Source organism: Stenotrophomonas maltophilia group sp. LNF247 (genome assembly GCF_054083135.1).
Genome location: NZ_JBSRQL010000001.1, coordinates 104,513 through 130,616, shown reverse-complemented (window position 1 = coordinate 130,616; position 26,104 = coordinate 104,513). Strand labels below are relative to the sequence as shown.

At 66.6% G+C, this 26,104-nt stretch carries 25 protein-coding genes; 6 read left to right on the top strand and 19 right to left on the bottom strand.

What is annotated here, in order from left to right; all coding sequences use genetic code 11:
• Positions 1-26: 26 nt before the first annotated feature.
• The 3 genes from ACTXG9_RS00575 to ACTXG9_RS00565 form a co-directional block, all read right to left on the bottom strand.
• Complete coding sequence (locus ACTXG9_RS00575) at positions 27-2,378, bottom strand: GH92 family glycosyl hydrolase (RefSeq protein ID WP_021202300.1); 2,352 nt, start codon at positions 2,376-2,378, stop codon at positions 27-29.
• 96 nt (positions 2,379-2,474) lie between these two features.
• Positions 2,475-2,798: a thioredoxin family protein gene (locus ACTXG9_RS00570; RefSeq protein WP_019337745.1), complete on the bottom strand. Its 324-nt coding sequence runs from the start codon at positions 2,796-2,798 to the stop codon at positions 2,475-2,477.
• A 5-nt stretch (positions 2,799-2,803) separates the two neighbouring features.
• Positions 2,804-3,220, bottom strand: coding sequence for a baeRF12 domain-containing protein (locus ACTXG9_RS00565; protein ID WP_019337746.1), 417 nt, complete (start codon positions 3,218-3,220; stop codon positions 2,804-2,806).
• 162 nt (positions 3,221-3,382) lie between these two features.
• On the opposite strand from ACTXG9_RS00565, the gene ACTXG9_RS00560 reads away from it, so the two are divergent.
• Together ACTXG9_RS00560 and proP are read left to right on the top strand one after the other, a co-directional pair.
• Positions 3,383-3,610 (top strand): hypothetical protein, encoded by a 228-nt coding sequence (locus ACTXG9_RS00560; RefSeq protein ID WP_019337747.1) that lies wholly within the window; start codon positions 3,383-3,385, stop codon positions 3,608-3,610.
• Positions 3,611-4,084: 474 nt separating this feature from the next.
• Complete coding sequence (gene proP / locus ACTXG9_RS00555; RefSeq protein ID WP_021202299.1) at positions 4,085-5,572, top strand: glycine betaine/L-proline transporter ProP; 1,488 nt, start codon at positions 4,085-4,087, stop codon at positions 5,570-5,572.
• A gap of 99 nt (positions 5,573-5,671) precedes the next feature.
• Here the strand turns inward: proP and ACTXG9_RS00550 are convergent, their stop codons facing one another.
• The 11 genes from ACTXG9_RS00550 to ACTXG9_RS00500 form a co-directional block, all read right to left on the bottom strand.
• Positions 5,672-6,301 (bottom strand): AAA family ATPase, encoded by a 630-nt coding sequence (locus tag ACTXG9_RS00550; RefSeq protein WP_197574928.1) that lies wholly within the window; start codon positions 6,299-6,301, stop codon positions 5,672-5,674.
• 3 nt (positions 6,302-6,304) lie between these two features.
• Positions 6,305-6,646 (bottom strand): type II toxin-antitoxin system prevent-host-death family antitoxin, encoded by a 342-nt coding sequence (locus ACTXG9_RS00545; protein ID WP_010485378.1) that lies wholly within the window; start codon positions 6,644-6,646, stop codon positions 6,305-6,307.
• 71 nt (positions 6,647-6,717) lie between these two features.
• Complete coding sequence (locus ACTXG9_RS00540) at positions 6,718-8,304, bottom strand: sensor histidine kinase (RefSeq protein ID WP_021202297.1); 1,587 nt, start codon at positions 8,302-8,304, stop codon at positions 6,718-6,720.
• Positions 8,305-8,313: 9 nt separating this feature from the next.
• Entirely contained in the window at positions 8,314-8,718 is a 405-nt protein-coding gene (locus ACTXG9_RS00535) for a response regulator (RefSeq protein ID WP_019659844.1), read from the bottom strand.
• Positions 8,719-8,854: 136 nt separating this feature from the next.
• Entirely contained in the window at positions 8,855-10,309 is a 1,455-nt protein-coding gene (locus ACTXG9_RS00530; protein ID WP_111103256.1) for a porin family protein, read from the bottom strand.
• A 90-nt stretch (positions 10,310-10,399) separates the two neighbouring features.
• Positions 10,400-11,164, bottom strand: a complete 765-nt coding sequence (locus tag ACTXG9_RS00525) for a Slam-dependent surface lipoprotein (RefSeq protein ID WP_019659846.1) — start codon at positions 11,162-11,164, stop codon at positions 10,400-10,402.
• A 59-nt stretch (positions 11,165-11,223) separates the two neighbouring features.
• Positions 11,224-11,979 (bottom strand): Slam-dependent surface lipoprotein, encoded by a 756-nt coding sequence (locus ACTXG9_RS00520; protein ID WP_180832519.1) that lies wholly within the window; start codon positions 11,977-11,979, stop codon positions 11,224-11,226.
• 27 nt (positions 11,980-12,006) lie between these two features.
• Positions 12,007-15,126 (bottom strand): TonB-dependent receptor domain-containing protein, encoded by a 3,120-nt coding sequence (locus tag ACTXG9_RS00515; protein WP_456115463.1) that lies wholly within the window; start codon positions 15,124-15,126, stop codon positions 12,007-12,009.
• A gap of 182 nt (positions 15,127-15,308) precedes the next feature.
• Positions 15,309-16,265 (bottom strand): FecR domain-containing protein, encoded by a 957-nt coding sequence (locus ACTXG9_RS00510; protein WP_180832523.1) that lies wholly within the window; start codon positions 16,263-16,265, stop codon positions 15,309-15,311.
• An 85-nt stretch (positions 16,266-16,350) separates the two neighbouring features.
• Entirely contained in the window at positions 16,351-16,851 is a 501-nt protein-coding gene (locus ACTXG9_RS00505) for an RNA polymerase sigma factor (protein ID WP_021202290.1), read from the bottom strand.
• 153 nt (positions 16,852-17,004) lie between these two features.
• A complete protein-coding gene (locus ACTXG9_RS00500; RefSeq protein WP_180832525.1) occupies positions 17,005-17,931 on the bottom strand; it encodes a LysR family transcriptional regulator in 927 nt (308 codons plus the stop codon).
• A 150-nt stretch (positions 17,932-18,081) separates the two neighbouring features.
• Here ACTXG9_RS00500 and ACTXG9_RS00495 point away from each other — a divergent pair, with 150 nt between their 5' ends.
• From ACTXG9_RS00495 to ACTXG9_RS00480, 4 genes are all read left to right on the top strand, one after another.
• Positions 18,082-18,948, top strand: coding sequence for a pirin family protein (locus ACTXG9_RS00495; RefSeq protein WP_021202288.1), 867 nt, complete (start codon positions 18,082-18,084; stop codon positions 18,946-18,948).
• A gap of 72 nt (positions 18,949-19,020) precedes the next feature.
• Positions 19,021-19,701, top strand: coding sequence for a hydrolase (locus ACTXG9_RS00490; protein ID WP_329866283.1), 681 nt, complete (start codon positions 19,021-19,023; stop codon positions 19,699-19,701).
• Between the two features lie 53 nt (positions 19,702-19,754).
• The gene (locus ACTXG9_RS00485) at positions 19,755-20,396 is read left to right on the top strand and encodes a hydrolase (RefSeq protein ID WP_024956505.1); all 642 of its coding nucleotides are present in this window, start codon (positions 19,755-19,757) and stop codon (positions 20,394-20,396) included.
• Positions 20,397-20,480: 84 nt separating this feature from the next.
• Entirely contained in the window at positions 20,481-20,879 is a 399-nt protein-coding gene (locus tag ACTXG9_RS00480; RefSeq protein ID WP_021202286.1) for an OsmC family protein, read from the top strand.
• 61 nt (positions 20,880-20,940) lie between these two features.
• On the opposite strand, the gene ACTXG9_RS00475 is transcribed toward ACTXG9_RS00480, so the two are convergent.
• The 5 genes from ACTXG9_RS00475 to ACTXG9_RS00455 form a co-directional block, all read right to left on the bottom strand.
• On the bottom strand, positions 20,941-21,270 hold the full coding sequence (locus tag ACTXG9_RS00475; protein ID WP_005416760.1) for a hypothetical protein: 330 nt from the start codon (positions 21,268-21,270) through the stop codon (positions 20,941-20,943).
• A gap of 97 nt (positions 21,271-21,367) precedes the next feature.
• Complete coding sequence (locus ACTXG9_RS00470; protein WP_180832529.1) at positions 21,368-23,113, bottom strand: putative porin; 1,746 nt, start codon at positions 23,111-23,113, stop codon at positions 21,368-21,370.
• 42 nt (positions 23,114-23,155) lie between these two features.
• Complete coding sequence (locus tag ACTXG9_RS00465) at positions 23,156-23,821, bottom strand: cell envelope integrity protein TolA (RefSeq protein ID WP_180832530.1); 666 nt, start codon at positions 23,819-23,821, stop codon at positions 23,156-23,158.
• 39 nt (positions 23,822-23,860) lie between these two features.
• A complete protein-coding gene (locus ACTXG9_RS00460) occupies positions 23,861-24,274 on the bottom strand; it encodes an ExbD/TolR family protein (protein WP_005409874.1) in 414 nt (137 codons plus the stop codon).
• Positions 24,275-24,284: 10 nt separating this feature from the next.
• The gene (locus ACTXG9_RS00455) at positions 24,285-26,069 is read right to left on the bottom strand and encodes a DUF2341 domain-containing protein (protein WP_456115462.1); all 1,785 of its coding nucleotides are present in this window, start codon (positions 26,067-26,069) and stop codon (positions 24,285-24,287) included.
• Positions 26,070-26,104 lie beyond the last annotated feature (35 nt).

Here is a 26,104-nt window from a genome sequence, read left to right as displayed (position 1 = left end):
CGACCAAGGTCGGCACCTACCAATCATCACCGGCTCATCGAATAGGGCGCCTGCGCGCCCTGCCCCGGCCAATCCTTGTTCGGCTCGGCCTGCATGGTGAAACGCAGCTCGCCACCTGCCAGGATCTCGTCATGGCGCAGGAAGGTGCGCTGCAGCGGCTTGCCGTTGAGGCTCACGTTGCCGACGTAGGTGTGCCTGTCATCCAGCCCATCGGCCACGATGGTGAACGCCTTGCCGTTCGGCAGGCGCATCGCGGTCTTCGGCAGGAACGGGCGGCCGAGGATGTACTCGCCCGAGCCCGGGGCCACCGGATAGAAGCCCAAGGCGGTGAACACGTACCACGCCGACATCTGGCCGACATCATCGTTGCCGGCCAGCCCATCGGGGCGGTCGGCATACTGGGTGTCCATGATCTGCTTCAACCGCGCCTGGGTGCGCCACGGCTGGCCAGCGTACGAATACAGGTAGGCCACGTGGTGGCTGGGCTCGTTGCCGTGCGCATACCAGCCGATCAGGCCGGTGATGTCTTCCATGTGCTCGAAGATCGATGGATCCACCTTGGCGTTGAACACCTCGTCCAGGCGCGCGAGCAGCTTGTCGCTGCCCCCGTGCGCCGCCGCCAGGCCGGCGACGTCCTGCGGCACGTACCACGAGTACTGCCAGGCGTTGCCCTCGGTGTAGTCGGTGCCATAGCCGCTGGCGCTGGGGTCGAACGGCGTACGGAAGCTCCCATCGCGCTTGCGCGCGCGCATGAAGCCGGTGTCCTTGTCGAACGCATTGCGCCAGTTGGCCGCGCGCTTGTCGAAGGTCGCCGCGACATCGGCCTTGCCCATCGCCTGCGCCATGCGTGCGATGGTCCAGTCATCAAAGGCGTACTCCAGCGTCTTGCTGGCCGCTTCGCCTTCCTCGTCGATCGGCACATAGCCCAGCTCACGGTACTGCGCGATGCCATCGTACGGGCCGTAGTTGGCAGTCTCGACCATCGCCTTCAATGCCTTGTCGGCGTCGAAGCCACGAATGCCCTTCACGTAGGCGTCGGCGATCACCGGCACGGCGTGGTACCCGATCATGCACCAGTCTTCCAGGCCATGGAACGACCACACCGGCAGCATGCCGTAGGGGCTGTGCTCGTGGTGGGCCAGCATCGAATTGACGAAGTCGCTGTTGCGTTTCTCCGGCTGCACCAGCGTCAGCAACGGATGCAGCGCGCGGTAGGTGTCCCACAGCGAGAACGTCGAGTAGTTCGTGAAGCCATCCGCCTTGTGCACCGCATTGTCCGGCCCGCGGTACTGGCCATCGGCATCCATGAACAGCGTCGGCCCCAGCAGGGTGTGGTACAGCGCGGTATAGGCACTGCGGCGGGCGTGCTCGGGCGCATCGATATCGAGCACCGACAGCGCCTGCGTCCATTCCTGTTTCGCCTGCGCACGCACGCGGTCGAAATCAAAGTCGGCCACTTCCGCGTCGAGGTTGGCAATGGCGCCGGCTTCGCTGACCGGCGAGATCGCGACCTTGACCACCAGCGGTGCATCCAGCTTGCCGAATGCGAAGGTACCGACCAGCTGGCGGCCCTCGACCTGTGCGCGCTGCGCTGGATCCTTCTCGCCCGGCGGCGGGAAGCCCTTGTAGACGATGTCCTGCTCGGTGTTGTGCAGCTCATGCCCGGAAAGCGGCCGCGAGAAACGCATCGCGAAGTACAGCTGGCGACCTGGCGCCCAGCCGCGCGTCTCCCGGAAGCCGGTCACCGTACCATCGGCGCGCACCCGCACCCGCGACCACAGCACCTTGCCCGGGTAGTCGTACATGCTGGTGCGCATGTCCAGCAGCACCTTGGCGTCGGCGCCCTTGGGGAAGGCGTAGCGATGCACGCCCACGCGCGCACTGGTGGTCAGCTCGGCGCGCACCTTGTAGTCGTCCAGGGTGACGGCGTAGTAGCCCGGCTCGGCCTTCTCATCGTCATGGCGGAAGCGAGAGGCATAGCCGCTGCCCGGCTTCTCAGGATCGCCACGCTCCAGGCCGGGACTGCCGGTGAACGGCATCAGCAGGATGTCGCCCAGATCGGAATGGCCAGTGCCGGAAAAATGCGTGTGCGAGAAGCCGACGATGCTGCTGTCGTCGTAGCGGTAGCCGGCTGCCCAGCCATAGGCCTTTTCGCGTGGCTGGATGCGTGTGTCCGGGCTGAGCTGGACCATGCCGAACGGCACCGTGGCACCCGGGTAAGTGTGGCCTTCACCACCCGTACCAATGAACGGGTCGACCGAGGCATAGGCCTTGTCGGCGGCGGTTCTGGCAGGCGCGGCCGACGCCAGGCCGGAAGCGAGCATCGCCGTGGCGGCGACAGCGATCAGGAGACGACGGTCCAGCGTGGGCATCGGCATTTGGATCGATTCAGGCGATAGCCGGATCCTAGCACCGGGCCTGTCACGCCGCATGCTGCAGTGCGACTGCCCGGTGTCCCGCACCGGGTTTGCTCTTCAACCGGGAAGTGCGCTCTGCAACGACATGAGATCCGCGCTGTCCAAAGGCCTTACCACCCGCGCGATCTCCTCTCCATCGCGCAGCAGCACCACCGTCGGCCACAGCTTCACCTTGAACGCTCGCCCCAATGGCCTTCCCTTGCCATCCTCGATCTTCCAATGCGGCAGATCGTTCGCTTCGACAAAGGCCTGCAACGCGGGCTGCGCGGCCTGGCAATGACCACACCAGGGCGCACCGAACTCCAGCACCTGCCAGCCAGGCTGCGCCGCAACCTCCGCAGAGGTGGGCCCGTTCGCAAGGTGATCACGCATGAACGGCATGAGCGCTACGCCGCCAGTGCCTTCTGGATGTCCTCCAGCGGCGCGTTGGTCAGATCCTTGGCAATATCCCCGAGCAATCGCGCCTGGACCTCTTTATGCAGCAGCGGACGAATGCGGCCCAGCGTGGTCGGGTCGGCGATCAATACCAGGTGCGCATAGCGGTTCTTCAAGGCATCTTCGTTGAGCTGTTCGGCCACCTGCTTGGCGAACGTGGCCTCATTGAGCTGCGAGACCGACATGTCCTTCGGCACGGCACCCGCAGGCCCCTGCCCGGACACACCCTGCTCGCTGATGTCCTGCAGGCGCAGTTCGCCTTCCTGCTTCAGGGTCAACTGGTGGTTGCTGCCCACGTTGGTGAACACCCGCGCCGAACCACCGTCGGCTACCACGATCAGGGTTCCTTCGGGAATCGTCCGCGCCATTGCATCCTCCATCAATCCGAAAAGTGGGTGTGCGCTCCACCTTATGCACGCCGATGTCACCAGAGCGGGTACAGGATGTGATCCCGTCATCGCAATCTGCAATCAGCGCTAAATTTGTCCGCCTGCCTGCCGCTATGGACTCCATCATCGCGAGGAACCTCTGTGTACGCTGGCTCACTGTTCCACGTCTGCTTTGCCACCAGCCTGGCCATTGCCGGCTGTGCCGGTTGCATCCACCAGTTCCTGCAGGGCCAACCGTTCTTCGCCCTGGCCATCATGCTCTCGGTGCTCACCATGATCGGCGCCGCACTGGTCACGCGGAAACTGGCACTGCCGGGCGCCTTGGCGATGGCCTGCACGGTGTTCGGTTTGGTGGCGAAGTCGGCCTGAGCCTTCTGAACAGGCGAGGTGGAACACAGCGTGCAGATCGGCCTGCTTCGCTGCATGCTCACGCCGATGCCGTTATGATGAACGGATGATCGACACGACCCACTACGTGACGGGCGCACCTGTTACGTGGGAAGCACTGCCGACCGGCGCTTCGCTTGCCACGAATGCTCCCGCCCTGCATTTCCATCGCCTCGCGCTGGATCCCGGCGGATGACGCCAGCAGGCGCTCTGCCTGCACCCCTACGCTGATGTGATACCTGGCCGCTGACTGCTCGGCCGCTGTGATCCCGTTTTCGCGTCTCCGCCCCTGCGGCGGTGCTTTGCCGTGCGCGTGGCGTTGCGCCTGCACACATTCCCCGGCCCCCACGCCGCCTTCCGATGCCCCTGCGCCACTTGCGCCTGCATCGCCGTTTCCGATTTCCGGGACACACCACAGCACCCATTCCCCTATTCCATACCTACAAGGGAGCCCCTATGCAGGACACGCCCGATTCCCATGCCCACTTCGGCTGGTTCAAACGCCGCCGCCACCTGAAGGTCGATGAGATCACCGTCGTCGACAAGCCCATGCTCAAGCGCGCCGTGGGCGCCGCCGCACTTGGCAATGCCATGGAGTGGTTCGACTTCGGTGTCTACGGCTATCTGGCCGTCACCATCGGCCAGGTGTTCTTCCCGTCCAGCAACCCCACGGCACAGGTGATCGCCGCCTTCGCCACCTTCACCGTGGCATTCCTGGTGCGTCCACTCGGCGGCCTGGTGTTCGGCCCGCTCGGCGACCGTTATGGGCGCCAGAAAGTGCTGGCGTTCACCATGATCCTGATGGCGCTGGGCACGTTCTCGATCGGCTTGATTCCCTCCTACGAGCGCATCGGCATCTGGGCACCGGTGCTGTTGCTGCTGGCACGTGTGGTGCAGGGATTCTCCACCGGCGGCGAGTACGGCGGTGCGGCCACCTTCATCGCCGAGTATTCCACCGACCGCAACCGCGGCCTGATGGGCAGCTGGCTGGAGTTCGGCACGCTGGGCGGCTACATCGCCGGCGCCGGAACCGTGACCGCGCTCCACATGCTGTTGAGCAGCGGACAGATGCTGGACTGGGGCTGGCGCATTCCATTCCTGGTGGCCGGCCCGCTGGGCCTGCTCGGCCTGTACATGCGCATGAAACTGGAGGAAACGCCGGCCTTCCGCGCCTTCGCCGAGGAAGCCGAGAAGCGCGAGCACGACCGGCCCGGGCTCGCCGCGCTGATCCAGGTACATGGCCGCCAGTTGCTGGTCTGCATGGGCCTGGTGCTGGTGTTCAACGTGACCGACTACATGCTGCTGACCTACATGCCCAGCTACCTCAGCGTCACCATGGGCTATGCCGAGAGCAAGGGCCTGCTGCTGATCATCATCGTGATGCTGGTGATGATGCCGCTGAACATCGTCGGCGGATTGTTCAGTGACAAGCTTGGCCGTCGCCCGATGATCATCGGTGCCTGCATCGCGCTGCTGGTGCTGGCCGTACCCTGCCTGCTGCTGCTCGGCAGCGGCAACGACTGGCTGATCTTCCTCGGCCTGATGCTGCTGGGCCTGGCACTGGTGTGCTTCACCAGCTCGATGCCGTCCACGCTGCCGGCGCTGTTCTATACCCCGGTGCGCTACAGCGCACTGTCGATCGCCTTCAATGTGTCGGTGTCGCTGTTCGGTGGCACCACGCCACTGGTGACCGCATGGCTGGTGGAACGTACCGGCGATCCGCTGGTGCCGGCCTACTACCTGATGGGCGCGGCAGTGATCGGCCTGGTCACCATGCTGTTCGTGAAGGAGACCGCTGGCCTGCCGCTGCGCGGTTCACCGCCGGCGGTCGGCAGCGACAAGGAAGCCGCCGCACTGCTGAAGAGCGATGTGCCGGTGACGGTGGACCCGAGCCTGCCGCCACTGCCGGAGACTGCGGAGCCTGAGCAGGTAAAGCCGGCCTGAGGCTCGGCGAAGCCGGCGTTGTTGTACGGCCAAGCCCGCGCGCGGCTGCCTTTCGAGGGATCAGCCGAGCGTGGGCTCGGCTCTACAACGTACGCGCCCTCAATCGCGCGCAGCGTTCAACTCCATCGCACGCATCACGATGGGTTTGGCCCAGTCCGGCGTGTGCAGCAGCTCGGCCACCGAGACCGGGTACTGCAGCTGGCCGTGCGCCATCGCCAGCACCGGCAGCGGCTCGACGCAGCCGTCGGCGCCGGCGGGAGCGCTGTTGTCGTAGACATGCAGCTCGGCCAGGTGTGGCAGCAGTTCCAGCAGGTTCTCGCGTGCCGAATCGAAGCGGGCGTGGATCTTCTCCAGCGGAATGTCGTGGCCGCCGGCGGCCACCCGCGCTGCAACACGGGCAATGTGCAGGTCCACCGTGGCCAGGCCACAGAACCAGATCGCGACGTGATGGTGCTCGCAGGCCTCGCGCAGCAGGCGCGGAACGGTGTTGCCGCCCAGCGTGGTCTCGAAGGCGAAGTCCGTGCCATCGGCCATGGCCTGGCGCAGGCGGCGGGTGCCTTCCTGCCAGGCCTCGGCATTGGCGTCGGGCAGCGGCCAGCCCGCCTCTACCAGGCGGCGGGTGAACGAATCGGGGTTGAACCAGCCCAGCCCTTCGGCTTCCAGCCAGGTTCCCAGCAGCGAACTCTTGCCGGCGCCGTTGACGCCGGCCAGCACCAGGATCCGCCCCATCGGTCAGAGCGGACGGCCGAGGGTGACCTTGCGGCCGCGGCGGATCGGCTGGCCCAGCACCTTGCCCAGCCCCTCACCGCGCTGCAGGCCAGCCAGGGTCTGGTCGAATTCGCCGCGCAGGCGCAGCAGTTCTTCACTGCGCTCACCGGCATCGCTGCCGGCAGCCTTGGCCAACAGCTCCTGGTAGGTGCGGATATCCACGATCACCGCTTCGGGGTGGTTGTGGTTGGTGATGACCAGCGCCTGCTTCTCACGCACGGTACGCATCAGGCTCGGCCAGCCCCTGGTCTTCACAGACGAGGCCGGGGCCTTCTCAAGTCCAGGCAGATCCAGTGGCAGGGTCATGGCACGGCTCCAGGCAGAAGTGGATAATGTCCACTATACCCAATTTGGCCAAATTGGATATAAATGCCGTTTCACGCGCCGGAGCCGGTCTGTGGCGCATCGGTCTGCAGCAGGCTGTCACGCTCGCGCAGTGGGAAGCGGATCCAGGCATCCAGCCCCTGCGGATCGAAGTGCAGTTCACCACTGCCGGCCAGCTCATAGGGCACGCGCTGCTCGATCAGCGCACGGCCCAGGCCGCGCTGGCGCGGCAGCTCCCAGTCTTCCACGGCGGCATGGCGTTCACACCAGTGCAGGCCCAGCCATGGCTGTCCGTCCTGCACCTGCAGGTGCCAGGACACGTCGATCCGGCCATCCTCATGGGTCAGCGCACCATGCCGCAGGGCGTTGGTCGCCAATTCGTGGATCGCCAGGGACAGCACTTCGGCCGCCTTCGGTGGCAGCAGCACATCCTCGCCCTGCAGGCGATAGGCGGCAGTGACCGGCGTCTGCGCTGCGATCTCCTCATCGAGCATGCCACGCAGGCAGACCCCGGCATTGGCGCCACGGGTAAGCAGGCTCTGCGTGCGCGCCAGCGACATCAATCGTCCGCACAACCGTTCCGCGTAATCATCCACACTGCTGACCGACTCACGGGTCCGCCAGGCAATGGCATGGATGGTCGACATGATGTTGCGCACCCGGTGCTGCAGTTCGGCCAGCAGTACCGATTGGCGCTCGGTGGCACGCTTGAGATCGTCGATGTCCACAGCGATGGCGAATACGCCCGTCACCTCGCCGTCTGCATCGCGCAGCGGCGCGGCGGCCACACGGGTCCAGCGCGCGCGCCCGTCGTCATGCTTGAACTGGAACTCCAGCCCGGGCACTACCGTCTCACCGCGCAAGGCCCTGGCTATGGCGAAATCCCTGGGTTCGATGCGCGAGCCGTCGGGGTGCCATCCCTGCCAGCGGTGGTGGTTGGGCAGATCCGTGGAGGGCACCTTGCCGGTGGGAAGGTAGGTGCGCATCTGGTCGTTGGAGAGCTGCAGGCACCCCTCGGCATCGACGATGCAGACGCCCACCGGCAGTACCTTGAAGGCCAATGCCAGGCGGCGGTCCGCCTCCCGCCGCTTCTGCTCTTCGCGTTCGCGGGCCGACTGGGCCACATGCGCCGCCGTCGTCTCGAACATGGTGACCAGCACGCCGCTGACGCGCCCCTCTTCGCCACGGATGGGGCTGTAGGTAATGGTGAACCACACATCCTCCAACCGCCCGCGGCGCGCGAGGGGATAGAGTTTGTCCTCGTAAGTGATGGTTTCGCCCTGCCAGACGCGCTGGTAGATCGGCCCGTTGATATGCCACACCTCGGGCCAGCATTCACGGGTCGGCTGGCCGAGTCCGCCGGGATGCTTGTCGGCCAGGATCTCGGCATAGCCATCGTTGTAGAGCTGCACCAGCTGCTCGCCCCACAGCACGATCATCGGGAAACCATGCGCCAGCATCAGGTCGACGGTGGCGCGCAGGTGTGGCGGCCACCGCTCATACGCTCCCAGCGGCGTGGATGACCAGTCATGGCGGGCGATGCGCGCAGCCATGCCATCGTGGCGCCCGTGCGGGTGCGCTGCAGGTGGCATGCCGCCACGCAGCTCGGTGGCGCGGATGCCTTCAGGACGGCGCGACATGCCGCGCGATCAGGCGATGCCCGCAGAGACCTGCGGCGTCGCCACCAGCCCGGCCAGCTGCTGCACCAGGGCTTCAATGTGATACGGCTTGGTACAGCGCGGCGCGCTGGCGAAGCGGCTTGGCAGGTTGTCGTCGTAGCCGGAGGTCAGCAGGAACGGGGTGCCGGCCTCGGCCAGCCGGTCGGCCAACGGATAGACCTGTTCGCCGCCCAGATTGATGTCCAGCAGCGCCACATCGATGGGATGGGTATCGACCAGCTGCCCCAACGCCTGCAGGTCACCGGCAGGCCCCACCACCTGTGCGCCTTTCAGCTCCAGATAGTCGACCAGGAACATCGCGATGGCGAATTCATCCTCCGCCACCAGTACACGCAGCCCTTTCAGGCCCTCTGGTTTGTTGCCCGCTTCCAGCACGACCGGCGCTCCTCGATACACGCGGCCCACCTCTGCCGCAACACCCGCAGGATGCGCGAACCGGGCTACAAGAGCGCGTGATGATGGATGAAGGTCGCGGCCACGGCGCGTTCACCGCGGCATTGCAACGCCGCGTTCAGAAGGCCCGTTCCCACTTCAGGCTGAGCAGGCTGCGGTCGTGGCTGTACAGCCAGCCGACGTTGCTGTCGATGCGCGCGTGGCGCAGGCTCAGGCTGGGTACCAGCCCGGCCACGGCCAGGCGCTCGCTGCGGACGATGGCGATCAGGTTCTGTTCGTCGTCCTGCCTGCGCGCCTCCAGCAACGGACTCCAGGCGTCGTAGTCGCGGTGGCGCAGCGACACGAATACGGTGGCGGTGGTGCCCGTCCACTGGCGCGCCGCCCCCAGGCGCAGGCCATGCTGGCGGTAACCGTTGGCCGGGTCGGCGGCGCTGCTGCCAGTGACATCCAGCCCGGCGAAGACCGTCCAGCGCGGGTTGAGCGCGCGGAACCAGGTGGCATACGCCGATGCCAGCTCGCCGTCGTAGTTGCTGGCCAGGCCCTGCTGGCGATAGCGCTGGCGCTTCCAGTCGGCCTCCAGCTTGAGCAGGCTGCGCGCGTCCAGGGCGTACTGCCATTCCGCGTGCACGCCACTGCCGCCCTGCAGCGCCTGGTTACCCAGGCCCTGGTAGTCATGGCTGGGGGCGAGCAGCACGGTCTGCCGCGCGCTGCGCCAGCTGTAACCCACCTGTACGTTGGCATTGAGCTCGTTGTACGCACTGTGCCCGCGCCATGTCTGACCAAAGGCGAGACCGCGCACGTACAGCCCATGATGCCCGCTGAGCACCCAGCGCCGTTCCAGGCTGGCGTCGTAGTCAAGACCCGGCGCGCGCTGGGCGTCGGGCAGCTTCCGTTCGATGATGCAGGCGTCGCCCACGCCGAACAGGCAGGTGCGGCTGGCCGAGCTGCGGTTGATGTTGTCACTCCATGCCGGGCCGGCGGACAGCGCGCCTTTCCAGCGCTGGCGCGCGTGCAGGGCACCCAGGTAGCCGTCCACGCGCGCGCGGACGCCGGCCGTGGCCGGATCATCGGCATTGATGCCTGCAGCGATGGCCGTGAACAGCGCGACCGCATCGCGATCGCGCTGATCTTCCGCATAGACACGCGCCAGCTCGAGGCGGGCTGGCAGAAAATCCGGCTGCGCAGCCAGCAGGGCTTCGTACTCCTTCGCCGCGCGACGATGGTTGCCGGCCACCCGTGCCAGCGCTCCCTGCGCATGGTGGCGCAGCAGGGGGTCATGCCCAGGCAGTTCGATGTACTCGTCGAGAAACGCAGCGGCGGCCTGCCATTGCTGATGCTGCAGAGACAGGTAGAGAGCCTGGCCCAGATCATCGACGGTGCGCTCCACGCGCAGCGTCTGGCCGTCGATGGTGATGGTTGGCCGCTCCGACTCGGCCTGCTGCAGGCGCTGCTGGTCCTGCTGCTGGTGGCGCAGCTCAGTGCCCTGTTCAAGCACGCGTCGAAGATCGTCCTGCTGGGCGCACACCTCGGTGGCGGCCAACAGCAGTACGACAAGGAAGATGGAATGGCGCATGGTCGATCCGTGGTGATGCATGCAGCGGGCCGAAGCAGGGACTGGCGGATCGCGGCTTGTCCCTGCCCTGCCCCGTCAGGGGCGTGGCGATCAGTTCTTGCTGCCGCCGAAGGCGGTGTCGTACTGGCTGTTGCCGCTGAAGGTGGCGATACCGGCCAGGGTGGCCGCGTTGGCGCCGAAGAACTGGCCCTGGGTGGTGCCGGCAACGCTGCCGTTGGCGGTGGCGGTGCCGGCGAACGAGGCGTTGGCGCTGTTGATGTTGGCGTTGACGTTGATCGACAGGCCGCCACCGCTCAGGCCACCGAGCAGGGTGCCATTGCCGAAGTTGGCGCGGAACGTACCCGACAGCAGGTTGCTGCCATTGAACTTGTTCAGGCCTGCCACGCTGTAGGTGGCCACGCCGGCCGGCAGCGTGGTGCCGGCACGGTCACCGACGAAATAGACCTGGCGGTTGTTGAAGCCACCAGCGGCGCCATCCTTGGACCACTCGCCGAACCACACATCGCCGCTGCCGACCTTCACGAAGTTGAAGTGGCCCATGCCGGAATGGCTGCCAGGGGTACCGGTGATCGGCATGGCCAGCGTGCGTACGGTGACACCATTGACGGTGGTCGGGGCCGAGTAGGCCGCCAGGCCCTGGAAATCGACCGGCTTGGCATTGGACACGGTGCCAACGCCGATACCGGCCTTGCCGGCCGAGTGCGGGCCGCCGTTGACTTCCGACGCACCCACCTTGACGTACAGCTGCGCATCGGTCGCCGGGCTGGCAGCGCCGACGATGTCGGCCGCCTGCGCAGTGCCGGCCAGGGCCAGTGCAGCGGCGACGGCCAACAGGGAACGGTTGATCATTTTCATGGTATTGCTCCTTGGGTTGAGGGAACTACGGGTACAACACAGAAAGGAACGGCGGCTGATCAGTTGCGCTGACCGCCGAAGGACGTATCGAACTGGCTGTTGCCGGCAAAGGTTGCGATGCCGGTCACCGCACTGGCACCGGCGCCGAAGAACTGGCCGCTGCTGGTACCGATGATCGAACCATTGGCGATGGCCGAACCGCTGAACGCACCGGTGGCGCGATCCAGCGTGCCGCTCGCGGCGAGCCTGTATCCGGTCCCGACCAGGCCGGCGGTGACGGTGCCGGTATCGAAATTCGCCCGCAGTGCACCTTCCAGCACGCCGCTGCCATCAAAGCGGTTGATGCCAGCCAAGGTGTAGGTCACGATGCCTGCTGGCAGCGAAGTACCGGCACGGTCACCGACGAAGAACACCTGGCGGTGATTGAAGCCCGCCTGCGCGCCGCTGGATGACCATTCACCGAACCAGACATCTGCATTGCCCACCTGCACGAAGCTGAAGTGGCCCACGCCAGCGGTGGCGAACGGCAGGCCTGCGTCCGGGCCCAGCGTGCGGACCGTGGTTGCGCCACGCACCACCGTGGTGGCGTAGGGCACAAGGCTGGCCACGTCCACTCGCGCCGCGTTGGCATACGGCCCCAACGAAATGCCTGCGCGACCGGAACGGTGCGGACCGGCATTGAGTGTCGATTCGCCTGCGTTGATGTAATGGACGCCGTCCTGGGCCGGGCTCTGCCCGCCAGCGATGTCGGCAGCCAAGACCGGCATGGAAGCCAGCAGGCCGATCGAAAGTACAAGGGTGCGGGGCTGTTTCACGGTTGATTCTCCCTGTCGAATGCGGACTCAGAAGCGTGCGGTGATGCCAAGCTTGATCGTGCGGCCCGGTGCCGGAAGCGTTGAGCGTGTTGCCGGGTCGACGTAATAGCGGTTGCCGAGATTGCTGCCGACCAGCTCGACGCTGGCGTGCTGGTTGAAACGCCAGCGGGCGTAGGCATCCACCGTGGTGATGTTTCCCCAGGTGAAGGGCACGTTCTGCCAGAGCAGGCTGCTGCCCCCGGCGATCAGGCGGTCGCGGTAGGCCTGCAGGTCCGGATTGTCGTGCCGCTGGTAGTGCACGATGCGGCTGCCCAGCTCCAGGCGCTCATCGAACAGGCGGGTGCCGAGTGACCAGTTCACCGACAGCTTCGGCGTGGCCTGGGTCAGCAGATAGCCGCTGACGAAGCCGTCCTGGACGCAGTTGGGCACCCGCCCCTGGTCCGCATCCAGCCGTACCGCCGAGCTTTCGTCGCAGACTTCGTTTTCAAGGATGCGGCTGATGCCCAGATCGGTGAAGAAGCGCCGGTTGTCGAAGCGCGCCTGCAGCTCGATGCCGCGGATGGTCTGCTTGTCGATGTTGTCGAACATGAAGTACGCATCACGCTCGATGACATTGCGGGTCTTGTGCACGTAGTAGGCCAGCTTGACGTCGGCATCGGCGGTGTTGCCGAACAGCCCGGAAAGGTTGTGCACGTACCCCAGCTCGTAGTTGTAGGCATGCTCCGGCTTGAGTGGATACAGCGGATTGAGGCTGCTGGAGAACGCAATGGTGCTTTCGAACATGCTGGGGAAGCGCACCGCCTCGCTGTAGCGCAGATAGGCACGAGCGGCCGGCGAGAAACGCACCGTCGCCGAGAACGTCGGCAACCAGGCGTGATCGCGGTGCCGTTCGTTGCGCCCGGCCACCGACTGCATCGCCCCGCCCCCGATCCTGCAGCGGATGTCGGTGCCGAGGACCATCGGCAGCAGCCCGGGGATGGCGGCGACCTGGCCGTTGAGGCAGGGATTGGTGGCTCGGCTGTAGTTACCGTTTGCATCGGGCAACCAGGGAATGCCGTGCTGGACCTCCCTGGGTGTCTCGTACTTGCGCAGCAGGTCGGCCAGCGACTGATCGACGATCCAGCCCATGCCGATGCTGTCCCAGAATTCCCGCTCACTCTCGAGTGCGTCGATCTCGCCCTGCAGGCTGTCCGGCCGCGGCGGCAGTTCATTCACCCGGTACTGCGCTTCGCGCGGCACGATCGAGGTCGTCTGCAGTTCCGGGTGGGCCTGCAGGAAGTCGTCGAACGCCCAGTAACGGCTGTAACGCACGCCGGCATTGAGGGTCAGGAAGTCGACCGGACGCCATTCCAGAGTGAGGTAGCCCTCGCCCTCCTGGCGACGGCCGGCACGCGGGTACATGCGCCAGCCGTCGGACGGGCCGAAATACGGGTCGCGCGAACCGAGCTTCTCGTATTGCCAGTTGCCGCCCACGGTCAGGTCCAGGGTCGAATGCAGGGCGAAGCGGTTGCTCAGGGTCAGGCCGGTCCGGTCGTTGCTCGCATTTGCCAGCGCGGTGTTGCGCAGAATCGGGCTGGCGCCGGCATTCCAGTCCGGATTGCCCGGGGCGAAGTTCGGAAAGCCGCCTGCGGTGTAGGTATCGCTGTCCGTCTCTGTGCGCCACAGGTTGGCGTAGAGGTCCAGCCAGCGGCTGCCGGCCGGCTGGAAGCGGTACTCCAGGTTCCAGGCATCGGACGCAACCCGGCTGAGTGGCCACTGGATGCGCCCATAGTCCGGCGCGGACAGGATGCGCGACGGCATGATCTCGCCATAGTGCGACAGCGTTCGCCGCCAGGTCGCCTTCAACCGCTGGTCATCGTTGATCTGCCAGCTGCCCTTGACCAGCCAGGACTCCTGTTCGCTGGAAGTATTGGGCACTTCGTCGCCGGGCTTGAAGTAGCGCGCCAGCGTGGTGATGTAGTCGATGCCATGGTACTCGAACTGCTCGCGCCGGTCCTGGTCGTAGTAGGCGTTGCCCCGGGTCCCGGAGAAGTAGTTGCCGCGCTTGCGCCAGGCGTAGGCGGCCATCAGGTCGACGTTGTCGCCACGCACGCCCAGCGCCAGGCGCCAGGCCTGGTCCTCGCCATCGAAGGGGTTGTTGCCACTGCGCGACTTCACCGGCACCACCAGGGTGCGGTCGTCGTAGGGCGAGTTCGGCGAGCCCTGCGGGAACCCCGGCACGGTGCGGTAATCCTCGCCGGTGTGCAGCCGCGGCAGGCGTGGCGCCACCGCATTGCTGCTGCCTTCGATCTTCAGCTCCCCGCCGAAGCGCTCACCCGTTTCCACGATGTCATCGACGTCGATGGTCTTGATCACCAGCGCGCCACCGATCCCGCTGTGCACATCGCGCACCAGCCCTGGCCCCTTGATGACCTGGATGCCACCCATCAGGTTGGGATCGATGTAATTGCGGTTGCTGACGCCGTTGTAGCCGCGCCAGACCGTGAGCGCCTGTTCGCCACCGTCGATGCTGACCGGCACCCGCCCCGGGCCCTGGATGCCGCGGATGTTGATGTCCAGTGCGCCGCTGTTGCGCGCATCGCCACTGAACACACCGACCAGATCCTTGACCACGTCGGCCGGGTTGGAGCCGCGGTAGCGCTCCACCCGGTCGCGCCCCGAATACGCCGTGGTCAGGTCCAGCGCGAACACATCATCGTAGCCGCGCCGATCACGCGCCTCGCCCCCTTCCGACTGCAGGCGACCGGCCACGTCCAGAGTCTCGGTTACCCGCACCCCTTCCCCTTCACCCGCCTCCACTGCGGCCCGCAGGCTCCAGGTGCCGTCCATGCCGCGCTGTGCGCGCACGCCACTCCCGCGCAACAGCTGCTGCAACGCCTGCATCTGGCTGTACTCGCCTTTCACCGCACTGGAGCGGCGGCCCTCCACCAGGTCACTGCGGAACACCACCTGCACATCGGCCTGGCGGCCAAAGGCACGCACAGCGTCGGCCAGGGGCTGTTCCGGAATCGTGTACTGGCGCAACGGCGCGACGACCGCCGGTTGCGCCTGCACGCCCGGCGCCCAGGCCAGCGGCAGCAATGCAGTGGAGATGGCCAGGGCCAGGGCGGTGACGCGACGATGACAGGCGGATGCCGTGGACGGCATGGACAGGAACTCCTCAAGCGTGGCGGAACCACGGGCACATCCGGTGCCGGTGGCATGTCTGGCTTGAGGAGAAACGGTGTTTCGCTCTGGCTATACCTCTATAGACAGGGCGATGTGGCGATTGCCCACGGTTTTTTCATGTTTTTTTTATGCGACCGGTTCATCCGGGCATTGCGCGAGCCTCACCACACCACCAGCGCGCCGCCGGGCAAGCGCTGCACACGCAGCCCTGCCTGCGCGGCCACCGCATCGATGGCGGCCTCCGGTTGCTGCAGATGGAACAGACCACTGACCCGTAAGTCCGCGCCCTGCCCGCCCAGTACCCAGACCGGTGCACGACGGTAGCGCGCGAGATCAGCGATGGCCTGCGCGGCCGGCTGATCGTCGATCACTACCTCGCCACGCCGCCACGGCGCCATCGTCTCGAGATCTTCCAGCTGCACCGGCCGCAGCCAGCGACCGTCACGGAACACCCGTGCCTGCCCGGCATGCAGGCGCTGCACGCTTCCATCGCCTGGGCGCACATCGACCACGCCCTCGCTGACCTGAGTCACGACCGTGGTGTCCCGCAGCGACACGCTGAAGGCGGTGCCGATGTCACGGATCTGGCCACCGCCGGCCTCGACCTGGAACGGTCGCTGTTCATGCACCACCTGGAACCAGGCCTGGCCGCGCAGCAGGCGCAGGTGCCGCCGCTGACCATCGAACTCAACCGCCAATGCGGTGCCCGCATCGAGTACGGCGGTGCTGCCGTCCTCCAGCTGCACCACGCGCGGTGCATCGCTGCTGCGCAGGTCACTGCGTGCCAGCAGCAACGCCTGCGGTGCGGCCGCGACCACCAGTACCACGGCGGCGGCACTGGCCAACAGCCACGGCAGGCGGCGGCGCGGTGCGATCGGGCGCCACCCTTCGCGATCAGCCGTCAGCCCTGGCAGCGCGGCCAGCACCTCTGGCCCGGCGGCATCCAAGCCCTGCCAGAAGGCCTGCTGCTGGCGCCAGGCCAGCGCATGGCAAGGGTCGGCCTGCAGCCAGCGCTGCAGGGTTCGTTGCTGACGTTCCGGCAGCGGGCCTGCACTGCACCGGATCACCCAGCGCAACGCCTGCCTGGCCTGACGCGGCGAGGGTTCGGACGTGTTCATGGTTGTGGCCTGCCGCACCACGAACGGGTGCGCCTTCCTGTTGTGACAACGGCGGGCGCGATCTGCCCACGGCAATCGCAGCTCATCAATGCACTCCCTGCTGATGCTGCTGGATCAACAGCGCCGCCCGCAGCACATTCTTGCCGACCAGGCTCTTGGAAATACCCAGCCTGGCGGCGATCTCGCGCTCGCTCAGGCCCAGGTAGCGGTTGAGCACGAAGCACTCACGCACCTGGGCCGGCAGCGCGAGGATGGTATGGGTGATCTCGCGCAGCTGCGCCTGGTCCAGCGCCTGCGCCTCGCCATCGCGGCTGGCCTCGGCCATGTCGAGGGCGTACTCGGCCATCGCACGCCGCTCGCGGGCGTCGGACTTGCTGCGGTTGAGCGCGTGGTGGTAGGCCATCCGGTACAGATAGCCGCGCGGCTCGAGGATGGGCGGATCGCCGGGCACGCTGCTGGCCTTCAGGTACAGGTTCTGCAGGGTGTCCTCGGTACTGGCCGGGTCGAGATAGCGCGCGATGAAGCGAGACAACGCACGGCGCTCGCGGATCAGCAGCTCGACCAGCGCCAGGGCATTGGGAGACATAGGTGCCAAGGCCGGACCGGGGAATGATGGGCGTGATGGCGACGGTCCGGACGTGGATTGTGGGCTGCGCAGCCGCAGGCGGCAAGCCGCACCCCAAACCATCATCCACGCATGGCAGGTTCAGTAGATCCACGCCATGCGTGGATGGAAGACCTAGGGCTCGTCCAACGCATCGAAACGCTCGGCGAGGTAGTCGATCAACGCACGCACCGCTGGCAGCAGCCCCCGCCGCGACGGGAACACCGCATGCACGATGCCGTGCCTCGGCACCCACTCCTGCAGCACCGGCACCAGCGCGCCACTGGCCAACTCATCGGTGATCATCATCCGCGGCAGCATCAACAGCCCGACCCCGGCCACCGCGGCTGCGCGCAACGCGATCATGTCATCGCTGACCAGCCGCGGGCGATGGTGCACGCTGGCCAGCACATCGTCCGGCCCGGTGTATTCCCAGACATGCTGCTGGCTGGGCGACGCCAAATCGACGGTCGGCATCATCGCCAGATCGGTCGGCACCTGCGGCGCGCCCAGCCGCTGCAACAGCGCCGGGCTGGCACTGGTGCACCAGACCCGGCGCGCCAGCACGCGTACCACCAGGTCACTGTCCTCCAGCGGCGGCGGTCGCACGCGGATCGCCACGTCCACACCCTCGCCCACCACGTCGACGCGCCGGTTGGTGGCCTCCAGCTGCACCGTCACCTGCGGGTGCAGGGCGAGGAAATCGGCCAACATCGTGCCGATGCGTGCATGCAGGATCGCGATCGGGCACGCCAGGCGGATCGTGCCGCGCGGCTCGGCGCGTGACATCGCAATTGCTTCTTCGGCCGCTTCGGCCTCGACCAGCATGGCCTTGCAATGGCGGTAGTAGTCCTGGCCGACCTCGGTGACCGAGAAGCGCCGGGTCGAACGCTGGATCAGGCGCACGCCCAACCGTTCCTCCAGCAGCGCGATACGCCGGCTCAGTTTCGACTTCGGCATGGCCAGCGCCCGGCCTGCCTGCGAGAAGCCGCCGTGCTCGATCACCATGGCGAAGTAGAACAGGTCGTTGAGGTCACAACGGCGGATATCTGCGATGAACACGGGGCGATCTCCTGCGGCCCACGGCCTGCGACCATTGTTCACCAGATAGGACTATGACGGCAAATATTGGCGCCTACCGGCCTCATTGTCGCGGCGATATCGTCTTCGCAACGAAGAACAGCGGCCGGCAGCCCCGGCCAGGAGATCGCCATGAAGCGTGTCACCGGTACCTACAGCGCCCCCCGCCCGCACTGGGTGGGCGACGGATTCCCCGCCCGTTCGATGTTTTCCTACAACACCCACGGCCAGCACCTGAGCCCGTTCCTGCTGCTGGACTATGCCGGCCCCTACACCTTCGCTCCCAGCGATACCCCGCGTGGCGTTGGCCAGCATCCGCATCGCGGTTTCGAGACCGTCACCATCGTCTATGAAGGTGAGGTCGCCCACCGCGATTCAACCGGGGCCGGCGGCACCATCGGCCCGGGTGACGTGCAGTGGATGACCGCTGCCTCCGGCATCCTCCACGAGGAATTCCACACGCCGGAATTCAGCAAACGCGGCGGCACGCTGGACATGGTCCAGCTGTGGGTGAACCTGCCGGCGCGCGACAAGATGGGGTTACCGGGCTACCAGACCCTGCTCGACGCACAGATCCCCTCGGTGGATCTGCCCGATGGTGCCGGCCGCGTGCGTGTCATCGCCGGCCGCTTCGACGGTCATGCCGGCCCGGCGCGTACCCACACGCCGATGGATGTCTGGGACATCCGCCTGCGGCAGGGCCACCACGCCGAACTGCCGGTGGCCGATGGCCGCACGCTGGCGCTGGTGGTGCTGAAGGGCTCGGTGCGGATCAACGGCGGCCAGCCGGTCGGCGAGGCACAGCTGGTCACCTTCGACCGCAGCGGCGAGGACGTGTTCGTCGACGCCGACAGCGACGCCACCGTGCTGCTGCTCAGCGGTGAACCGATCGACGAGCCGGTGGTGGGCTATGGCCCGTTCGTGATGAACAGCCAGGCCGAGATCGCGCAGGCGGTCAACGACTTCAACAGCGGCCGCTTCGGCCAGATCGCGCACTGATCGTTTCAATGCTGCGGGTATTGGCCCGCCGCACCTTCCGGGCCATCGCCCACCTTCTCCAGGAGACTGACCATGAGTACCCCCGGCAACTTCAACGGTGCCCGCCCGGTGATCGATCCGGACAACGCCGCGATGCTGCTGATCGACCATCAGAGCGGCCTGTTCCAGACCATCGGTGACATGCCGTTCACCAGCGTGCGCGCCCACGCCACCGCACGGGCCAGGATGGCCACGCTGGCAAAGATGCCGGTGATCACCACCGCCTCTGTTCCGCAGGGCCCGAACGGCCCGCTGATCCCGGAGATCCACGACGCAGCCCCGCATGCCCAGTACGTGCCGCGCAAGGGTGAGATCAACGCTTGGGACAACCCGGAATTCGTTGCCGCAGTGAAGGCCACCGGCCGCAAGCAGCTGATCATTGCCGGCACCATCACCAGCGTGTGCATGGCCTTCCCGTCAATCGCCGCCGTTGCCGATGGCTACCAGGTGTTCGCAGTCATCGACGCGTCCGGCACCTATTCGAAGATGGCCGAGGAGATCACCCTGGCCCGCGTGGTGCAGGCCGGCGTGGTACCGATGGACACCGCCGCGGTGGCCTCGGAGATCCAGCGCACCTGGAACCGCGACGATGCCCAGCAATGGGCCGAGGTCTACACGAAGACCTTCCCGAACTACCAGTTGCTGATCGAAAGCTACCTGAAGGCGCAGGAGGTGCAGAAGAGCCACGAACCGTTGGATTCTCAACGCAGCTGAGCTGTCCCGGTGCCGGCCGACCGCCGGCACTTCCCCGAACCAGGAGACCCATCATGTCCAGTGAACCGATCCGCGACCCGGTCAGCGACCACCTGCTGACCCCGCAGAATTCCGCCTTCATCATCATCGACTACCAGCCGGTGCAGGTGAACTCCATCGCCTCGATGGACCGCCAGCTGCTGGTCAACAACATCGTCGGCACCGCCAAGGCCGCCGTCGCCTATGGATTGCCGATCGTGCATTCGACGGTGAACGTCAAGACCGGCCTGAACAAACCGCCGATTCCGCAGCTGCGCAAGGTGCTGGGCGACTATCCCACCTACGACCGCACCACCATCAACTCCTGGGAGGACGTCGAGTTCCGCAAGGCGGTGGAAGCCACCGGACGCCGCAAGCTGATCATGACCGCGCTGTGGACCGAGGCCTGCCTGACCTTCCCGGCGCTGGATGCGTTGAAGGAAGGTTATGAGGTGTATGTGGTGGTCGACGCCGTCGGCGGTACCTCGCTGGCCGCGCACGATGCCGCGCTGCGCCGAATCGAACAGGCCGGTGGCCAGTTGATCAGCGTGCCGCAGCTGTTCTGCGAGCTGCAGCGCGACTGGGCACGTTCGGAAACGGTGCCGGCCTTCATGAACCTCTTCATTGAAACCGGCGGTACGGCGGGCATCCAGTTCTCGTACGATCGTACCGAGTGATTGCGTGGCGGCGCCGACCCTGGCTGGCGCCGCCCTTGGGAACGGTCGAGCATGGCTCGACGCTATAGACAGATGGAGAACGTGATGGCCTACGCACGCATTGTTTCGACCGCCGACAACTACCTGCACCACATCAGCAACGGCACATTCGATGTGGATGCGGACGAGCCTGCCTCGCTGGGCGGCCAGGGCAAGGGCTTCGCACCGTTCGACCTGTACCTGGCCTCGCTGGCGGCCTGCACCGCCATCACCCTGCGCATGTATGCGCAGCGCAAGGGCTGGGAACTGGGCGAGTTCCATGCCGAGCTGCGCTCGGAACGTGACGCGGATGGACGCTTCCACGTGCACCGCGTGCTGCATGCCAGCGCCGCGCTGAGCGATGCGCAGTGGCAGCGGTTGCTGGAGGTGGTGGAAAAGACCCCGGTGACCCTGGTGATGCGCGAAGGTGCACGCATCACCAGTGAGCGTGGGGCCGCAGCGTAGCCCCATCCACGCATGGCGTGGATCTACAGACGACGCTAGCCGGGCATGGCCCGGCGGCCGCTCAGCGCCGTGAATGCAGCACGGTGCGCTGGCGCATCGCGTTGAATTCCTGCTCCACCTGCTGGATATCCTCGGCCTGGAACCCGGCCGCGTCCAACAGCTGGTCGGCGGCGGCCGCCGCCAGCGGATCGTCGTCACGCTGGCGCCAGCAGCGCGCCGGCAGGAAGTAACCCACTTCGCTGCGCCCGCGCATGATCACCACCGGCCGGCCTGCATACAGCAGGAACTCCGCCAAGTGCTGGCGCAGCCCCTCCACCGAGACATAGGCCGGCCCGATGCCCAGCGATCGACTGGACGGTTCGGAACTTTCAAACAGCTTGCGACGGCTCATCCACTCCTCCATATGTGCAACGCGTGGTCTCCTTTCCCTAGACGGGCGCATCACTGCGCCCCCGCCACGCACTACCTGATCCACATCACGCCGTCACTCAGAACCCGGAATTGAACTCCAGCTGGAACACGTCGATCGACAGTGGAGCACCGGACACTTCCTTGGCCGCCATCCACTTGCCGCTGATCCAGCTGCGCGCGTCCAGCGCGTAGGCGCCGCCCACGTAGTAGCCGCGGGCGTTGGTGCCACCGAGGTGGAAGTTCGGGTCGTTGTAGGCATCGGGCAGCGCATCGGCCTCGATATGCTTGTAGCCCAGCAGCGCCTGCCACTGGCCCTTCTCCTTCAGGTCGGTGGCACCGAAGGTGGCCTGCACCATCCAGGCGGTGTCGCCACTGCGGAAGGTATCGATGCTGGCGGCGCCACCGGCACCGTAGTTGTTGACGATGCCGTTGTTGGCGCGGCTGAACATGGCCTGCTTGTCGTAGGCCAGGTTGCGGATGTAGTCGCCATCCAGGCGCAGGCCGATGCCCTGGGCCAACTGCGTATCCCAGCGCAGGTTGAGCGTGGCCAGGCGGAATGCCGAGGCCAGGCCGACATACTGCGGGGTCGGCGTGTTGGCCGGGTCCAGCGGATTGCGCGCGATGTCGCGGATCAGCATCAGGGTATTGCCCTTCTGCATGAACGCTGGGCGCGACCAGTCGGTATCGCAGCCCACCGCGCCCGCATATAGCGCGCACGGCGAGGACAGGCGGCCGCTGATGTTCCTGAAATCGTAATAGCCCAGTGCGGCACGCAGCGCATTGTCGTCGTTGAAGCGCCAGTTCATGCCGACCTGTGCACCGGACAGCCACTTGTTCTCGTTCGGGGTCTTGACCCGGCTCTGGCTGGGCGAGCTGTCGGAGGTGTACTCCAGCGGTACCACCGCAAGGTTGCCGAACAGCTCGAGATCTCCCCCGTTGAAGTCGTGTTTCAGGTTGGCGGCCAGGCCGTCGAAGTTCAGGTCGTTGGAGAACAGCGTATCGCTGGTCCAGAACGGATTGCCGAAGCGGCCGCCGCGCACCGTCACCCAATCGGCCGGGCTGTAGGCCAGCCAGGCCTGGTCCAGCCACACGTCCTTCTTGCTCAGGCCACCACCCAGCTGTTCGGTGGTTGACACCGGGCCATTGCTGCTGCCGCTGGCCAGGCGCACGCCGGCCGTGGTGTGCTGGCCGATGGTCGCCTCGATGCCCAGGCGGGCGCGGATGCGCCACAGGTTGCGGCGGTCCTGGCGGGTGTTCAGCAGCGGCGGCAGCTGCAGGTTGGTGTTGGTGTTGGTGTCGAAGCCGTTGCCGGAATTGATCGACGACCAGTTGCTCACGATGTCGCTGTTGCGTTCGGAGAAGAAGCGCGACTCGCTGCGCACGCGCATGTCACCGGTGACCTTGATGCGCTTGGTCCACTCAGCCACTTCGTTCGGTGCCGCCCAGCCCTCGGACCTGGCCTGCGCCATCACGTCCTGGCGTACTTCGTCACGAATGCCGTCGCGCACGCTCTGCGGCACGTAGGGCACGCGCACGTCGCCGGCCTCCAGGGCCACGCCACCGCTGGCGGCCGAAGGTGCGGTGGTCGTAGTGCGCGATGCGGCCGCTGCTTCAGCCTCGGCCTGCACCAGCAATGCCTGGCCGTCTTCGGGCTTCAGCGCGCCGCTGGCGATCAGGCCCTTGATCAGCTTGACCATGGTGGTTTCGGCGGCCATCGCACTGGCCGGGGCGGCCAGGCTGAGCAGCACGGCGCAGCACAGCAGCGCCCGTCGGGCCGGCCGCGGGCGGCGGGAGTCGGTTCGTGCGCGGACGTGGTCGTTCATCACGGTTCTCATCGAAAGAAGGGAAATCACGGAGGTCGGGAATCAGGCCCCGGGCCGGCGGCCCTGGATCAGCACGCGGGCGGGGAAATCGAGCGACGGCGGCGGTGCCTGGTCGACCTTGCCGATGCGTCGCAGCGCATCGAGCACGGCCGCGTCGGCCTCCTCGTTGCCACTGCCGCGCACCAGCTCGACCTTTTCCAGGCGGCCATCGTTGGACAGCCACACATTCACCTGCAGCTGGAACGCCAGGCGCTTGACCTTGTCGTCGCGCGAGATCGCCTGCTGCATCAGGTAGCCGAGGTAGCGCCCGTAGGTGGCATTGCCGGCACCACCGCGGCCGACGCCGGACGAGCCGCCGCCACTGCCGGACTGGATACCGAAGTTGTCACCACCGGCCTGCGCATCGGCATTCATCGTCACCGGGTCTGCATTGTCCGGCGTCGGTGTGGGCTCTTCAGCGGGCGTCGGCTGATCCAGCGGCTCCGGTTCGGGCATCGTTTCTTCCGGCGGCGTCTCCGGCTCCGGTGGCTTTTCCGGCGGCGGTGGCGGCGGCGGAGGGGGGGGCGGCAATGCCAGCATCGGCGGCTGCACCACCGGCCTGCGGGTGCTGGCGGTGTCCTTGAACAGCATCCACCACACGGCGATGCCGAGCACCAGCAAAGCGGCAAGCACCAACGCGAAGGTCACCAGCAACTGGCGTCCGCGCATGCCGGGCTCCGGCCGAGGGGGTTGATGGGCCGTCATGCCTCAGCCCTGCGCCTTGCCGGTGACCAGGCCAACCTGGGCCAGCTCCAGCCGCCGCAGCAGGTCCAGCACCTCGACCACACGGGCATACTGCACCTGCGCGTCACCGCGCACGATCACCGGGAAATCCGGGGTGGTCGCGCGCTCGGTGCGCAGGCGATCTTCCAGCTCGGCCATCGTCACCGGATAGGCATCCAGGAATACCTGACCACTGGGGTCGATGGTGATCGCCTTGGTCTTCGGCTTCTCCAGCGCGACGCTGTTGCTGGCCTTCGGCAGGTTGACCTCGATGCCGGGAATGGAGGCGTTGCTGGTCAGGATGAAGATCACCAGCACCACCAGCAGCACGTCGACGAAGGGCGTCACGTTGATGCCCTTCTCGCGCTTCTTGATGCCGAACTTCGCCTTCTGGCCCATGGCGCGCCCCTCAGCCCTGGACCGCGGCCGGGCCGCGCCCGTCCTGCTCTTCGGCCAGGCGCGCGGCGAACTCGTCGATGAACACCGCCATGTCGGCGCCGATCGCCTCGGCACGTGCTCCCAGGTAGTTGTAGCCGAACAGCGCCGGAATCGCGACGCCGAGGCCGGCTGCGGTACACAGCAGCGCCGCGGCCATGCCCGGTGCCACCGAATTGATGTCCACCGCGCCGGCCATCGCCGCCACCACGAACACCAGCATGATGCCGATCACGGTACCGAACAGGCCCACGTACGGCGCGCCTTCGATGGTGGTCGACAGCCAGTTCATGCGCCGTGCCATCGCTTCCTGCTCGCGCACCATCACCGCATCCATCGAGGCGCGGATCGCGGTGATGGTGGCGCCACTGAGGTAACCGCTGTTGCCATCGCGCTGGTGGCGCTGCTGCATTTCATCGATGGCCACCTGGTAGATGCGCCACAGCGAACCGTCGTGCATCGCGGTGGGTGCCTTGCCCTGGCGGTCCATGTCGGACAGGGTGCGCAGCGGCACACCGGACAGCTTGCCGAAGCTCTCGGTGAACACTGCATTGGCCTTGCTGGTACGGCCGAAGTGCCGCCCCTTGGCGATCATGATCGCCCACGACAGCAGCATCATCAGGCTGAGGATAGCGACCACCACCCAGGCGTCGAACGGCATCGCCTTGAGGATGAAGGCGAAGTGGCTCTGCCCGGCGGACTGCTCGTCGGCACCGTAGCTGATCAGGCGCGAGTCGGCGCCCTGTGCGGTGGCATCGGCCAGCAGCAGTGCCGCCGGTCGTGCCACGCGCGAGATACGCAGCTCATCCAGTGCGCCCTCGAAATTGGCAAGCGGCTGCACCGCGCCCGGCGCATCAGCGCCCACCACCGGCGCGGTGGTCAGCGCTGGCAGCTCGCCGCTCAGCTGGGCGACCACGCGGCCATTGAGGTACAACTGCAGTGCGCCCTTCTCCGCAGTCAGCGCCACATGCGCCCACTGCCCTTCCGGAATCGGCTGCGCCGGCGTGCTGCGCTGGCCATTGAGCTGCACGAACGGCACCCGGTTTTCGATGCCCAGCACCAGTTCGGACGCACCGTCGCGACGGGCGTAGATCGCCTGTGCAGCGTTGTTGCTGCCTGGCTTGATCCAGGCCGAAACAGTGAGCGGCGCGCCCGCCTCCTGCGCAAGCGATGCGCTGGCCGGCAGCGGCAGCGGGGCTGCACCCAACTGAACGCCGCGGCCGATCACCGAGCCTTCCGATGGCGGCACCACGGCACCGGCATTGTTGCCATAAGCGGTGGTGTCGCGTGCCGGCGCATTGGCCTCGGCGAAGTGATAGACCAGCGTATAGTCCGGATCGAACACCTGCTGGCCGTTGCCGCTGGCGGGGGCCTTTTCATTGCCGTAGTACATCCAGATCGTCTGCGGTGCCGCAGCGCTGACCGCCGGCACGTCCACCCAGACCAGCGCCAGGCCCAGCCTGGGATCGAACTGTTCGATCTGGTGGGCCAGCACGGTGCGGCCATCACCCGAGACAAAGCGCAGGTCGTTGCCCGCATCCTGGGTGCCGTCGAAGCCGAAGTTGCCGGTATGCAGGCGCAGCAGCAGCGGCGTGCGACCCGGGTCACCGGCCAGGCCCGCGCCCTGCGGGCCGGCGTCGACAGTGATCGGCTTGCGGTACTTCCATTCGGCCTGCCACCAATTGGCATCGGCCGCAGCGGCCGGCAGCGCAACCAGCGCGGCCAGCAGCAACAACACTCGGGAAAGCAAACGGTCCATGCGAAGGGTCTCCGGAGAACGCATGTTCAAGGGAA

Bases quoted from the DNA above. Each gene is read 5' to 3' on its own strand.
- ACTXG9_RS00575 (WP_021202300.1), bottom strand. From the start codon at position 2,378: ATGCCGATGCCCACGCTGGACCGTCGTCTCCTGATCGCTGTCGCCGCC.
- ACTXG9_RS00570 (WP_019337745.1), bottom strand. From the start codon at position 2,798: ATGCCGTTCATGCGTGATCACCTTGCGAACGGGCCCACCTCTGCGGAG.
- ACTXG9_RS00565 (WP_019337746.1), bottom strand. From the start codon at position 3,220: ATGGCGCGGACGATTCCCGAAGGAACCCTGATCGTGGTAGCCGACGGT.
- proP (WP_021202299.1), top strand. From the start codon at position 4,085: ATGCAGGACACGCCCGATTCCCATGCCCACTTCGGCTGGTTCAAACGC.
- ACTXG9_RS00550 (WP_197574928.1), bottom strand. From the start codon at position 6,301: ATGGGGCGGATCCTGGTGCTGGCCGGCGTCAACGGCGCCGGCAAGAGT.
- ACTXG9_RS00545 (WP_010485378.1), bottom strand. From the start codon at position 6,646: ATGACCCTGCCACTGGATCTGCCTGGACTTGAGAAGGCCCCGGCCTCG.
- ACTXG9_RS00540 (WP_021202297.1), bottom strand. From the start codon at position 8,304: ATGTCGCGCCGTCCTGAAGGCATCCGCGCCACCGAGCTGCGTGGCGGC.
- ACTXG9_RS00530 (WP_111103256.1), bottom strand. From the start codon at position 10,309: ATGCGCCATTCCATCTTCCTTGTCGTACTGCTGTTGGCCGCCACCGAG.
- ACTXG9_RS00525 (WP_019659846.1), bottom strand. From the start codon at position 11,164: ATGAAAATGATCAACCGTTCCCTGTTGGCCGTCGCCGCTGCACTGGCC.
- ACTXG9_RS00515 (WP_456115463.1), bottom strand. From the start codon at position 15,126: ATGCCGTCCACGGCATCCGCCTGTCATCGTCGCGTCACCGCCCTGGCC.
- ACTXG9_RS00510 (WP_180832523.1), bottom strand. From the start codon at position 16,265: ATGAACACGTCCGAACCCTCGCCGCGTCAGGCCAGGCAGGCGTTGCGC.
- ACTXG9_RS00505 (WP_021202290.1), bottom strand. From the start codon at position 16,851: ATGTCTCCCAATGCCCTGGCGCTGGTCGAGCTGCTGATCCGCGAGCGC.
- ACTXG9_RS00495 (WP_021202288.1), top strand. From the start codon at position 18,082: ATGAAGCGTGTCACCGGTACCTACAGCGCCCCCCGCCCGCACTGGGTG.
- ACTXG9_RS00490 (WP_329866283.1), top strand. From the start codon at position 19,021: ATGAGTACCCCCGGCAACTTCAACGGTGCCCGCCCGGTGATCGATCCG.
- ACTXG9_RS00485 (WP_024956505.1), top strand. From the start codon at position 19,755: ATGTCCAGTGAACCGATCCGCGACCCGGTCAGCGACCACCTGCTGACC.
- ACTXG9_RS00480 (WP_021202286.1), top strand. From the start codon at position 20,481: ATGGCCTACGCACGCATTGTTTCGACCGCCGACAACTACCTGCACCAC.
- ACTXG9_RS00475 (WP_005416760.1), bottom strand. From the start codon at position 21,270: ATGAGCCGTCGCAAGCTGTTTGAAAGTTCCGAACCGTCCAGTCGATCG.
- ACTXG9_RS00470 (WP_180832529.1), bottom strand. From the start codon at position 23,113: ATGAACGACCACGTCCGCGCACGAACCGACTCCCGCCGCCCGCGGCCG.
- ACTXG9_RS00465 (WP_180832530.1), bottom strand. From the start codon at position 23,821: ATGCGCGGACGCCAGTTGCTGGTGACCTTCGCGTTGGTGCTTGCCGCT.
- ACTXG9_RS00460 (WP_005409874.1), bottom strand. From the start codon at position 24,274: ATGGGCCAGAAGGCGAAGTTCGGCATCAAGAAGCGCGAGAAGGGCATC.
- ACTXG9_RS00455 (WP_456115462.1), bottom strand. From the start codon at position 26,069: ATGGACCGTTTGCTTTCCCGAGTGTTGTTGCTGCTGGCCGCGCTGGTT.